Below are 14,694 nucleotides of genomic sequence, written 5' to 3' on the forward strand. Positions count from 1 at the left end.
AAAAGGTGATGCTTTATTGTGGAGCGAGGCTGATAAGGCATTCGTTGCTCAGCATGGTGAAGGTGATAAAAAAGCAGATAGCAAGATTATGCACCTTAAGGCTGGAGACATTACTGCTGAATCAACCGATGCTATAAATGGTTCTCAAATTTATACTCTGAAAAATCAAATAGCTGGTTATTTTGGTGGTGGAGCGGGCTATCAGAATGGTGAATGGAAAGCTCCCACATTCTATGTTTCACAATTCAAGAATGATGGAAATGGTAAGGATAAAACTGGCTATGATAATGTTGCGGATGCGTTTGAAGGTGTTAATGGAAGTCTGTCTAGTATCAACGAGCGTATTAATAATGTTGCTAAGGATGTCTCATCGAGTGGTTTACATTGGAACGAAGAAGAAAAAGCCTATGACGCTCGTCACAATGGAACACCAAGTAAGATTAAGTATGTAGAGAATGGTGACGTATCCAAAGATTCAAAAGAAGCTGTTAATGGTAGCCAACTTTTTGAGACAAATAATAGGGTTAGCAAGGTTGAAAACCGTGTAGATAATATTGATCAACAGATAAAAAATATTGAAAATACGGTTACGAATGATGCAGTTAAGTATGATAAAAATGAAAAGGGTGATAAGATCAATAAAGTTACATTCGCTGGTGTGAGTGAAAGTGATCCGGTAGTGTTAGACAATGTAGCGGCAGGTGATTTATCCAAAGATTCAAAAGAAGCTGTTAATGGTAGCCAACTCTGGGAGACAAACCAGAAGATAGATGTAGTCCTTGATAAGGCAAAAGAATATACGAATGAGCGTTTCAATGACATTATCAATCACCAAATGGGTGATGTTATTAATGAAGCGAAATCTTATACGGATATGAAGTTTGATGCTTTAAACTACAGCATTGAGGGTGTGCGAAAAGAAGCAAGACAAGCAGCGGCTATTGGTATAGCAGTGGCGAACTTACGCTATAATGAAACACCTGGAAAATTAAGTGTTGGATTTGGTACCGGCTTATGGCGTAACAAATCTGCATTTGCCTTTGGTGCTGGTTATACATCTGAAAGTGGATCTGTTCTGTCTAATGTATCTGTTACCAATTCTGGTGGTCACTGGGGTGTAGGTGCGGGATTTAATATGACATTGAATTAATAATCAACAGAATACATTGAGTAAAATACTTTCGCTCTTGTCTTAAATGAGGACAAGGGCGAAAGTTTATTTTAAGAAGAAATCAATAAAGTAAACAAATGAGATTTTTAAAGAAAAACATGCAAAGCAGATAAGTAATGAAATAAAATGTACCATTAATGCTAAAGCACTGTTTTAATCTCAATTTATAATTTAATAACGAATGCAGATTACCACATACTAAATGTTTCTACTTTTCACGAAAAAGCAATTCAAAAGAGCATAAAATCAATATGTTAACTACTTTATAGGTAAAACTCATTAACCTAATAAGAAAATATGCTTGTGTACATTTATCTAAATAAAGCTATTATCCAAATAATACATCGCTGCAAAAATAAAACTGCCAAAAACCTTCGTTTTTAAATTAGTTTCATGCAAAAAAACTCTCCCAGCAGTTTTTAAAAGATAATTCAATAAAAAATATAAATTGAAATATGTCCTTTTTATGTCATAAATATGATTGATTTGATTTTTTTTCATTAGGGCACTTGTGATGAAAGAATTATCTATCATATCAAAGAGGAATGATTGGGATTACAGGCATTTCTCTCGACATTTGTTTAAAAAGCTTTTGTTGGGCACCATAATCGTTGCATTTTTATCAAATACTTCCCCCGTTTATGCAAAAAATTTTGATAGAACAGAACAGCTTCTTCAAGTTCTAGAGAAGGCAACAGCGGTTTATTCTCAAAAAAACAATAGAAACGTCTTTTCTGATTATAATCTTTATAACCCTCATACGGGTTTCTTTGACGATATAAGTTTATCAAAATCAAGTTATTTAACAGTGCTCACTACAGCCATAATGTCAAGCGTGAGTACGTCTAGTAGTTACGTGGATTTTTTAATCACTATGCTTTCTGAAAAAGGGAAGACTGCTGTGAATGTTTTGGACAAAGATAGCAGTTCTACACAAAAAAAATTAGAGTCTTCGGTTGATGATAATCATGGAAATGGCATAGCTCTCTTAAATACACCTAGTTCATCAGAGGAGAGATATCCAATACAAGTGGGTGGAAGGACGTTTGTAAGCGCAAGAGGTGGATCAAATGCTACTAATTTGGGGCAAGGAGCGAATGCAGCAGGGCAGGAAAGTGTTGCTATTGGTCATAAGGCTCAAGCAACAGGAAAATTCGCCATTACTATGGGAGATCAGGCAGAAGCCACAAAAGAAGATAGTATTGCTATAGGTCATATGGCGCATGCTTTGGGGAAAAGCAGCACTGCACTAGGCTCTGAATATAATGAAAAGAATCAGAATGACTATACAACCGCCAAGGGTGATTATTCAACAGCTTTGGGTTCTGTTTCTAAAGCTCTAGAATATGGTACAACGGCCGTTGGTCATCGTGCATATGCAACGGAAAAAGACGCTGTTTCTATAGGTTTTTATTCAAGAGCAAAAACAGATCATGCAGTTGCTTTAGGTGCTGATTCTATAGCAAACGTTGCTGCTGGTGTTCTAGGCTATGATCCTCTTCTACATAAAGCAGCGACAGATACAACTTTTGCATGGAAAAGTACTTACGGTGCCGTGAGTGTTGGTGATCTTGCTAGTAAAAATACACGGCAAATTGGAGGTGTAGCTGCTGGTACTCAAGATACTGATGCAGTGAATATTGCGCAGTTAAAGTCATTACAAGCCTACGTAGATAAAGGCTGGAAACTATCTGTTGACGGTAAAAATACTAAAGTTGTGGGGATAGATGGATCGATAGATTTCGCAACAGGAAGTAACAACCTTAGCATCACCAAAGGCGAAAAAGACAATAAGGTAACATTTGATTTAACAAAGAACATTACACTGGAGAGTGTAAAAGCAGGACAGAACATTTTTGATGCTACAGGCTTAAAAATTGCTAATGGTCCCCAAATCACCACTGCTGGTATTAATGCAGGCAGTAAAAAGATTACAAATGTAGTCGATGGTACAGATGATACCGACGCTGTAAATTTTTCCCAGTTAAAAAAAGCTGTATCTGTGTCTAGAGACAATCTTTCTGAATGGTCTAAGAACAAAGTAAGACTAGGTGTGCCTGATAGCTGGACCAAAAGAGGAAGTGTTGTGATAGGAGCACACTGGGAGGAAAAGCGTGGTGATGGTGCTGTTGTCTTCCAAGGTCCAATAGCAAACTCCGATTTTGCAATAGCCATAGGCACAACCTCTTACGTTGATAGTGGTGCTGATGAGGCAATTGCTATTGGTTATTTTGCAAAAGTGCAACCTAATGCTAAGGGAGCTATTGCTTTAGGTTCCAGCACTGTTACGAGCGTCAAAGAAGGAATTTCTGGCTATGATCCTAAAACTGGACAAACCTCAACATTAACTGAACCTGCATGGAAATCTGGATATGGTGCTCTCGGTATTGGTGTTGAAAATCGTAATACTCGTAAAATTACCTCAACACGGCAGATTGTAGGTGTCGCAGCTGGCACGAATGATACTGATGCCGTAAACGTTGCACAGTTAAAATCCTTAAGAGGACTGATTACAAGACAAGGAAGTTGGGAGCTTTCTGTTGGTGATAAGAATACAGCTATTGGTGCTGGAGACAAATTAAATTTAGCAACTGGAAGTACAAATTTTAGCATTACAAGCAATGCAGAAGAGAAGAAGGTAACATTTGATTTAGCAAAAAACATTGCATTAGATAGTGTAACAGCGGGGCAGAATGTTTTTGATGCCACGGGTTTAGTCATCACGAATGGTCCCAAAATAATGACGGCTGGTATTGATGCTGGCAATAAAAAAATAACAAACTTAGCAGAGGGCACTGAAGCGACTGACGCTGTGAATTTTGGACAATTGCAGAAAATTGAAAAAGAAGTCGAACAACAAGTCGTAGCCAGTAGCTTTGTGAAACAAGAAGCTGAAACAAAACATATCACTATTGGTAAGGATACAGAGGGTGATAAAATTGATATTGCTAACAAGAATAAGGAAAACCGTACTCTTACAGGCATAAAAGCTGGTGTGCTCTTAGAAGATTCAAATGAAGCCGTTATCGGTTCACAGCTTTTTGAGACAAATAATAAAGTTTCTACTTACTTAGGGGGTGGGGCTAGTTATAAAGATGGCAAATGGAGTGCACCAACATTTAAGGTTCAAACTGTTGACGATCAAGGCAATAAAAAAGATGAAGCTTATACGGATGTTGCTGCTGCTTTTGAAGGCGTTGGTACGTCTATCACGAATGTTCAGAATAAAGTTACCAATGATATAACACATAAGTTCAGTGAACTTAATCAAAACATAACAAATATTACGCAACAAGTTACAGGTGATGCTTTATTATGGAGCGATGAAGCGCAGGCATTTGCTGCGCGTCATAAAAAGAAAGCAGAAGAACAAAGCAAAACAACGGAAGAAAACAGTAAAATTACCTTTCTTCTAGATGGTGCTGTTTCTAAAGATTCAACAGATGCCATTACCGGTAAGCAGCTTTATTCTACGAGCAATACGCTTGCGACCTATTTGGATAAAGGTGCTGGTTATGATGAAAAAGGAAACTGGAAAGCACCCAGCTTTAAGGTCAAAACTGTTAACGGTGAAGGCAAGGAAGAAGATAAGACTTATCCGAATGTAGCGGAAGCTTTAACAGGAGTTGGTACTTCTTTTACAAATGTTCAAAATAAAATGACCAAGGAGATTACCAACCGGATTGATCGTGCAATTACCACTGTACAAAGTGAGAATCTTGTACAGCAAGAGAAATCAACAAATAATATTACCATTGGTGCAAAAGTAGAAGGCAATGTCATCAATATCGCCAACAGAAAAAGTGAAAATCGAATTCTTACGGGTATAAAGGATGGTATGACAGATGCTGATGCTGTGAATTTTTCACAGCTAAAAGGCGTCAAGCAAGAGATCAAAGACCAAGTAAAAGAGGTTAAAGAACAAGTAGCGGCTAGTAGCTTTGTAAAACAAGATTTGCAGACAAAACACATTACTATTGGTAAGGATACAGAGGGTGATAAAATTGATGTTGCCAATAACAAGAATGAAAAGCGTACTCTTACGGGAATAAAGAATGGTGCTCTTTCAAAAGATTCAAACGAAGCAGTTACTGGTTCGCAGCTTTTTACAACCAATCAGAGTGTGACAGCTGTTTCCACTAATCTCCAAACGGTTGCCACGAATATAGCAAAGTCCTTTGGAGTGAATGCTAAATATCAAGATGGCAAATGGACCGATCCAACTTTTACGCTTAAAACTGTTAATGATGAAGGTAAAGAAGAAAATAAGACTTATCAGAATGTAGCGGACGCTTTATCTGGAGTTGGCACTTCTTTCACAAATATTCAAAAACAAGTGACTGAACAGATTAATCATGTGATTAACAAAGTAGAAAGTGAGAATCTTGTACAGCAAGAGAAAGCAACGAATAATATTACCATTGGTGCTAAGAATGAAGGTGATGTCATCAATATCATCAACAAGAATGGTGCAGCTCGGACGCTTTCTGGTGTAAAGGCAGCAACAAAAGAGAATGAAGCGGTTAACAAAGGTCAGCTTGATACAAGTATTAAAGAAGCAAATAACGAAATAACGAATAAGTTTAATGACTTTACCAAAAGCATCACGAATATTACGCAACAAGTTAAAGGCGATGCTTTATTATGGGACAAGGGTGAAAAAGCATTTGTTGCTGATCATGGAGAAGGGAGTGCAAAAACAAACAGCAAGGTTACGCATCTTTTAGATGGAAATATTGCGTATGGTTCTACGGATGCAATTACAGGGGGGCAGATTTATAAAATTGGTGAAGATATAGCAAAATTCTTGGGTGGCACTGCATCTTTTAACAATGGGTCCTTTACAGGACCGACTTATGCATTATCCAGTGTTAATGAAAAAGGTGAGACAAAGCAGGTTGAGTTTAAAGATATTGGCAAAGCCTTTGCTAGTATTGATACGAATATCCAGAAAACCAATAATCATTTAACGAATAAGTTTAAAGAACTTAATCAAAACATCACGAATATTACGCAACAAGTTAAAGGCGATGCTTTATTATGGGACAAGGATGAAAAAGCGTTTGTTGCTGATCATGGAGAGGGGAGTGCAAAAACGAACAGCAAGATTACGCGTCTTCTAGATGGAAATATTTCTTCTGATTCTAGAGATGCAATCACGGGTAGTCAGCTTTATTCAATGGGGAATGCGCTTTCTGCTTCTTTAGGTGGTGGAGCGAGCTATGAAGGGGGAAGTTGGACTGCTCCAAATTTTACAATAAACAAATTTGATATTAAAGGCAATGCAACGCAAGAAGATTATAAAACCGTTTCGGATGCTTTATCAGGTTTAAGCACTTCTTTCACAAATATTCAGAATAAAATTACCCATGAGATTAGCAAAATAGAAAGTGAGAATCTTGTTAAGCAGCATGAAAAGACAAAACTTATTACGATTGGTGGAGAAAAAGACGGGAATGAAATCAGTATTGCAAACAATGCGAGCGGTGTGCGTAGTATTTCTGGTGTAAAGGCAGGGCTTCTTACAGTAGAATCCACGGAAGCGATCAATGGTTCTCAGCTTTATTCGGTAATCAATGTACTTTCTAGATATTTTAGTGGGGATGCGGGATACAAGGATGGAAAATGGTTAGCACCAGGCTTTAAGGTTGCACAATTTACTGCTGCTGGTGTGTTAAGCAAAAAGGAGAACTATACCAATGTTGCCTCTGCATTTGAAGCTGTTAACGAAAGCATGACAAAAATCAACAATCGTATTCATGATGTTGAACAGAGTACTTTCTCGAGTGGTTTAAATTGGAGTGAGACAGAAAAAGCTTTTGACGCGCGTCATAAAGGTCAAGACAGTAAAATTAAGCATGTAGCGGATGGTGAAATATCAGAAAGCTCGAAAGAAGCTGTTAATGGCAGACAACTTTGGCAGACGAATAAGAAAGTTAAAGAGGTTGAAAGCCATGTCAATATGATTGATAAGCAAGTAAAAGATATTGCTAGTGTGGCAGATATTGCTGTTAAGTATGATAAAGGGACTGATGGCAAGAAAACGAATAAAGTAACATTAGTTGGTATGAGTGAGAGTGATCCAGTATTGATAGATAATGTAGCGGAAGGTCGCATTGAAAGCGGTTCGAAAGAAGCTGTTACAGGAGGTCAATTGCATGATTATACGAATAAGCAGATGAAACTCGTTCTTTCTGATGCAAAGAAATATACGAATGAGCGTTTCAAGGACATTGTCAATAACACGGTCGACGATGTTATTCATGAGACAAAATCTTATACAGATGTAAAGTTTGAAGCGTTAAGGTATGAAATTAAGGAAGTTCACAAAGAATCCAAACAGGCAGCAGCGATAGGTTTAGCGGTATCGAACTTGAGTTATGAAGATACGCCAGGTTCTTTAAGTTTATCGATAGGAACGGGGACATGGCGCAATCAATCAGCTTTTGCTGTTGGAGCAGGTTATATGTCTGAAAATGGCAGAATTCGTTCTAATATATCCGCTACGAGTTCTGGTAGGCATTGGGGCATAGGAGCGGGTTTAAGAGTAAAATTGAATTGATAGAAAGTCGTTAAGATTATTGCTGCGTTCTGCATTTATACTTTTTTATGAAGAATAAGGAGTATTTTAGCTTTAGAATGAGCTTTATAGAGCAACATACTTATGAATTCTCATTATTTTTCTAAAATTTTTTACTTAAATTGTTGAAAAAAGATCACATATTTCTGTAAAAAATATTCAAAGCGATAAAAATTGTTATTTTTTTGTTGCTATTTTATTATAGAGGGGTTAGTGCAACATAAAGTATATTAGTAAGACTCATTTTGATCGAAATAATAATTCAAAAGGGGGGAAGAGGTAGTGTATAAACTGTAAATACTGTAAAAACAGAATTTACATAGCCGCACTCCATTTAACAAAACAACAACCTAGCTAGAAAAATTTCATATTTCTAAAGAAATTTAAGGTTTTTTTAAATATTTAGCTTTTCATTTACTTGAATACGAAAGAAATAACATTCCTTAATAAAGATACATAGCACCAACAAAAAAACATTGCTAAAAACTTTATTAAGTAACCAAACACCTAATAAGTAAAATGCTCTAATGTTTAAAACCCTCAAAGATCTTTTTCCAAGCCTAAAGAGTAAACCGTAACCCAATATTTTATTAGAGTCTAAATGTGTCTTTTTTATGTTCTTATAAACATATTTCCAAAATTTCTCATTTAGATCTCGTTACAGAAAGCACACACAAAACACGACAAAAGACTCAAAACGTCTTTATTCAAAGAGCCACTCTCAATTTCCAAATTTACCTGAGCGAATGGCTAACAGAAAAATATGTCTTTTTTATGTTTTGGATGGGTTTTCAGATTTTTTCATTGGAGAGTTTGTTATGAAAAAATTATATGCCACACAAAGAGCGCGTACTTTGAAAGTTTTTCGTTTTTCTTTTGTGAAAGCGCTTTCATTAGCCACAGCGACTACATTTTTATCAAATATTTCTCCTGTATTTGCTTCGAATCTTGCGATAACAGGAGCAAAGGTTTTGAGTCAAAATGATCCAAATGTAAATTATCCTAAAGGCAGTCATGGCAGTATTGTTCTTTCTGGTGATGATGATTATTGCGGTGCGGATAATGTTATTGGTCGGGGAGGAACCACTAAGCGTGGTGGGAAGAAAATAACTGCAGAAGAAGAATATCGGAGATTTCTCGAAGAAGTAAAGTTTGGAAATTTTTCTCCTTATAGTCACAGCGATAAGCAACTAGTTTGGACTGGTAATGGGCAAACCAGTGGGAATATTGGTTATATGGGAGGTTTGACTGGTGGTGATGCGAATATAATGCCTGAGGCTTTTGGTGTTTATTCTTTTGCCACTGGTTGTGGATCTGCGGCACAGGGGAGTTATTCAACAGCATTTGGTGCAAATGCAACGGCCCTTACGGGAGGGTCATTAGCCTTTGGTGTTGCGTCGCTTGCTGCTGGAAAGGTGAGCATTGCTGTGGGTGTAGGATCGGAAGCAAAAGGAGATTCTTCTGTTGCTTTAGGTGGGCTGGCAAATGCAGCAGGGGAGATAAGTGTTGCTATTGGTCATAAGGCACAATCAACAGGAAAATTTGCTATTACTATGGGTGATCAGGCGCAGGCGACAAAAGAAGATAGCTTGGCTATAGGTCGCATGGCGCATGCTTTGGGGAAAAGCAGCACCGCACTAGGTTCCGAATATAATGTAAAAAGTGAACACGGGGACAATGATTATACCACTGCTCAGGGTGATTATTCAACAGCTTTGGGTGCTGTTTCTAAAGCTTTGGAGTATGGTTCAACGGCTGTTGGTCATCGTGCATACGCAACGCAAAAAGAGGCAGTTTCTATAGGATTTTATTCAAGAGCAAAAGCAGATCACGCTGTTGCTTTAGGTGCTGATTCTATAGCGACCGTTGAAGCTGGTGTTGCAGGTTATAGCCCTTTTTTACAGGGTGTAGCGACAGATACGACCTTTACATGGAAAAGTACTTATGGTGCCGTGAGTGTTGGTGATATTACTAATGGCAAAACACGACAAATTGGAGGAGTCGCAGCAGGTAGTGCGAATACTGATGCAGTGAATGTTGCGCAGCTAAAGTCATTAAAAATGTACGTAGACAAAGGGTGGAAACTATCTGTTGACGGTAAAAATGCTAAAGCTGTGGGGATAGACAATACGGTAGATTTTGCGACAGGAAGTAACAACCTTAGCATCACCAAAGGCGAAAAAGACAATAACATAAAATTTGATTTAGCAAAGAACATTACACTAGATAGTGTAACAGCGGGGAAGAACATTTTTGATGCTACGGGCTTGAAAATTACAGATGGTCCGCAAATCACTACTGCTGGTATTAATGCAGGTAGTAAAAGGATTACAAATGTAGCCAATGGTACGGATACGACCGATGCGGTGAATTTTGGACAATTAGACAAAGCAAAAAAAGAAGTTCAAGAACAAGTAGAAAAACAAGTTCAAGAAGTCGAAAAGCAAATTGCATCCAATAGCTTTGTAAAACAGGATGCTGTGACACAACACATCACCATTGGTAAAGATACAGGTGGTGATAAAATTGATATTACCAATAATAACAAAGAAACACGTACGCTTACGGGTATAAAGAATGGTGACATCTCAAAAGATTCAAAAGAAGCTGTCACTGGTTCACAGCTTTTTGAGACAAATCAAAGTGTAAATACTGTTTCCAGTAATCTCCAAACTGCTGCCACAGATATAGCCAAGTCCTTTGGTGGTGGTGCTGGATATAAAGATGGCAAATGGACCGATCCAACTTTTACAGTGAAAACTGTTACCGATGAAGGCAATGAAGAGAATGCAACTTATCATAACGTAGCTGAAGCTTTAACAGGGGTTGGAACGTCTATTACGAATGTTAAAAATGAGATTACCAAAGAGGTTAATAATACGATTAACACTGTTAAAGGCGATTCCTTATTGTGGAGTGCAGATGATCAAGCCTTTAGTGCGCAGCACAAGAATGAGGGCGCAAAAGCCAATAGCAAGATTACACATCTTTTGGATGGTAATATTGCGTCTGGTTCAACAGATGCCATTACGGGTAATCAACTTTATTCTTTAGGTGATAAGGTTGCGACCTATTTTGGTGGTAATGCTCGTTATGAGAATGGCGTATGGACCGATCCAACCTTTAAAATTAAACGCGTTAAAGCTGATGGTACAGAAGATGAACAAAATTATACAAGTGTAGCCGCAGCTTTTGAAGGTGTTGGTACTGCTTTCACGAATATAAAAAATGAAATGACCAACCAGATTAATAATGCGATTACCAATGTACAAGGTGATAGCCTTATTAAGAAAGACCCAAAGACAAATTACATCACGATTGGTAAAGAAGTAGCTGGTGGTGAAATCAATATTGCTAACAACGCAAACGAAGCACGAACCCTTTCCGGTGTGAAGGATGCGGTGAAAAATAATGAAGCTGTCAACAAGGGGCAGTTTGATAAAGGTATCGAAAATGTCAGTAAAGACATCACGAATAAGTTCAATGACTTTACGCAAAACATAACGAATATTACGCAACAAGTCCAAGGTGATGCTTTGTTATGGAGTGAGAGTGAGAATGCCTTTATTGCGGCTCATGGTAAGGATGATGCAAAGACCAATAGTAAAATTACACATCTTTTAGATGGTAATATTGCTTCTGACTCAACAGATGCCATTACAGGTAAACAGCTTTACACTTTGGGTGATAAGATTGCTCAGTCTTTCGGTGGCGATGCTCGTTATGAGAATGGTGAATGGACATCTCCAACATTTAAAATTAAAACTGTTAACGGAGAGGGTGAGGAAAAAGAAGAGACTTATAAGAATGTATCAGCTGCTTTTGAAGGTGTTGGTACGTCTATCACGAATTTTCAGAATAAAATTACCAATGAAATAACCAACCAGATTAATCATCTTCAATCAGATGATTCAGCGGTTGTTCATTATGATAAACAAAAGAATGGAGCCATTGATTATGCGAGTGTAACGTTTGGTGGGAAAGATAAAACCCTCACAGCACTTCACAATATTGCTGATGGTGTGATTTCTTCAGAATCTCACGATGCAATCAATGGTAAGCAGATTAATAAAATCGGCGAAGATATAGCGAAATCCTTGGGTGGAAATGCAGCTTTTAACAATGGAGCCTTTACAGGTCCAACTTATAAATTATCGTACATTGCCAAGGATGGAGTCGTAACAGAAAGTTCTCTTGATGGTGTTGGAACAGCTTTTGCAGCTCTTGATACGAATATCAAGCATGTGAATCAACGTATTAAAGAAGTCTCTGAAGGTGTTGCGCAGGATTCTTTATCGTGGAGCAAGGATGCCAATGCCTTTAGTGCGCAACATGGCGAAGAAGAAAAAACCAATAGCAAAATTAAATTCCTTGCTACCGGAGATATTACGAAAGACTCGACGGAAGCTATTAATGGTTCACAGCTTTTCGAGACAAATAATAAGGTTGCTACTTACTTAGGTGGTGGAGCTGAGTATAAGGATGGAAACTGGACAGCTCCAAGCTTTACGCTGCAAACTTTCAGTGAAGATGGTAAGAAAGTTGAAAACAAGACATATAATGATGTTGGTTCAGCCTTTGCAGGGATTGATGCAAATTTCACAAATGTAAACAATCATCTGACGAACATTGTTGAAGACTTTAATAAAAAAGTAGACAACATTAACAAAGAAGTTAAAGGCGATGCTTTGCTATGGAGCAATGAAGACAATGCTTTTGTCGCTCAGCATGAAAAAGAAGGTCAAAAAACGAATAGTAAAGTTAAATTTCTTGCTGCTGGAGAAATTTCTGCAGCTTCAACAGAAGCTATTAATGGTTCACAGCTTTTCGAAACAAATAATAAGGTTGCTGCTTACTTAGGCGGTGGAGCTGGTTATAAAGATGGCAGTTGGATCGATCCAACTTTTACAGTTAAAACTGTAACTAATGATGGCAAGGAAGAAAATAAGGCTTATAAAAATGTAGAGGAAGCTTTTGAAGGCGTTGGTACTTCTATCACGAATGTTCAAAACAAAATTACCAACGATATAACGAATAAATTCAACGATTTTACTCAAAACATAACGAATATTACGCAACAAGTTCAAGGCGATGCCTTATTATGGAGCAAAGAAGCTAATGCTTTTGTTGCTGATCATGGCAAAGATGATGAAAAGAAAAATAGTAAGCTTACACATCTTTTAGATGGAACTATTTCAAAAGATTCAACGGATGCCATAACGGGCAAACAACTCTATTCGATGAACGAAAAGTTTGCGACCTATTTTGGTGGTGGCGCCGGCTATGATACAGAAGGCAACTGGAAAGCGCCTACCTTTAAAGTCAAAACAGTTAAAAAGGATAGTAATGAAGTTGAAGAAATTGCCTATGATAATGTAGCGGATGCATTTGCAGGTATTAGCACTTCTATTACAGATGTTCATAATGAGGTGAATAACCAAATCACCAGTATTATTAGTGATAGTCTTGTCAAGCAGGATGAGACAGGTCTTATCAAGATAGGTGCAGAAAAAGAGGGTGGTGCAATCAATATTGCCAACAAAGATAAAGCAGATCGCACTCTTTCAGGTGTTAAGGCAGCAGTCAATGATAATGAAGCTGTTAACAAAGCTCAGCTTGATACAAACATCAATGAAGTAAATAATAATCTAACGAACAAGTTTAACGAACTGACTGAAAACATAACAAATGTTACACAACACGTTCAAGGTGATGCTTTATTGTGGAGCAATACTGACAAAGCCTTTAGTGCACAGCATGGCGAAGGTGATGAAAAGGCAGATCGCAAAATTACACACCTTAAGGCTGGAGACGTGACTGTGGATTCCACGGATGCGGTTAATGGTTCTCAGCTTTATTCCTTACAGGATCAGTTTGCAAAATATTTTGGCGGTGGAGCAGGCTATGATGAGAAAGGCAAGTGGAGTTCTCCTGTCTTTAAGGTTAAGAAGTTCGATGATAGTGGCAAAGCAACAGAGCAAGAATATAAAACTGTAGCTGACGCCTTTGAAGGTGTAAATCAATCATTCACGAATATTCATAATGAGGTGGATGAGAAAATTAACCAAGTTGTAGGGGACAGCCTAGTTAAGCAAGATGAGAAGACACATGTCATATCGGTTGGTGGTGAAACGAATGGTACTCAAGTAAGTTTTGCCAATACTGATGGTATAGAGCGTGTCCTTTCTGGAGTTAAAGAAGGAGATCTTTCATCCAAATCAAAAGAAGCGGTAAATGGTTCTCAGCTTTATTCTATGAGCAATACGTTAGCGAGCTATTTTGGCGGTGGAGCAGGTTATGATGAGAAAGGCAAGTGGAGTTCTCCTGTCTTTAAGGTTAAGAAATTCGATGATAGTGGCAAAGCAACAGAGCAAGAATATAAAACTGTAGCTGACGCCTTTGAAGGTGTAAATCAATCATTCACGAATATTCATAATGAGGTGGATGAGAAAATTAACCAAGTTGTAGGGGACAGCCTAGTTAAGCAAGATGAGAAGACACATGTCATATCAGTTGGTGGTGAAACGAATGGTACGCAAGTAAGTTTTGCCAATACTGATGGTACAGAACGGGTTCTTTCTGGAGTTAAAGAAGGAGATCTTTCATCCAAATCAACAGAAGCGGTCAATGGTTCACAGCTTTATGCTTTGGGTAGCAGTGTTGCACAGTACTTTGGTGGTGGCGCTGGTTATGATAAGGAAGGCAATTTGAAAGCACCAAGCTTTAAGGTTAAAACAGTTAAGGATAATGGTGATAAAGAAGATAAGACTTATCAGAATGTAGCAGAAGCTTTTGAAGGTGTTAGTACTTCTATTACGAATGTTCAAAACACAATCACCAATGAGATCACCAACCAGATTAATCATCTTCAATCAGATGATTCAGCGGTTGTTCATTATGATAAAAAAGAAAAAGATGAAATTGATTATACGAGTGTAACTTT

2 protein-coding genes and 1 pseudogene are annotated in these 14,694 nt (G+C 37.8%); all 3 read left to right on the forward strand.

The window, feature by feature from the left end; translation table 11 throughout:
• Window positions 1-16 precede the first annotated feature (16 nt).
• The gene (locus tag T429_RS11330) at window positions 17-1,150 is read left to right on the forward strand and encodes a Vomp family autotransporter (protein WP_457911908.1); all 1,134 of its coding nucleotides are present in this window, start codon (window positions 17-19) and stop codon (window positions 1,148-1,150) included.
• A 535-nt stretch (window positions 1,151-1,685) separates the two neighbouring features.
• On the forward strand, window positions 1,686-7,733 hold the full coding sequence (locus tag T429_RS0103730; RefSeq protein WP_005774495.1) for a Vomp family autotransporter: 6,048 nt from the start codon (window positions 1,686-1,688) through the stop codon (window positions 7,731-7,733).
• An 836-nt stretch (window positions 7,734-8,569) separates the two neighbouring features.
• Window positions 8,570-14,694, forward strand: a pseudogene (locus T429_RS10085) (hypothetical protein); the annotation flags it as partial.

Source organism: Bartonella elizabethae F9251 = ATCC 49927, from assembly GCF_000518165.1.
Classification (GTDB): Bacteria; Pseudomonadota; Alphaproteobacteria; order Rhizobiales; family Rhizobiaceae; genus Bartonella; species Bartonella elizabethae.

Bases quoted from the DNA above. Each gene is read 5' to 3' on its own strand.
- T429_RS0103730 (WP_005774495.1), top strand. From the start codon at position 1,686: ATGAAAGAATTATCTATCATATCAAAGAGGAATGATTGGGATTACAGG.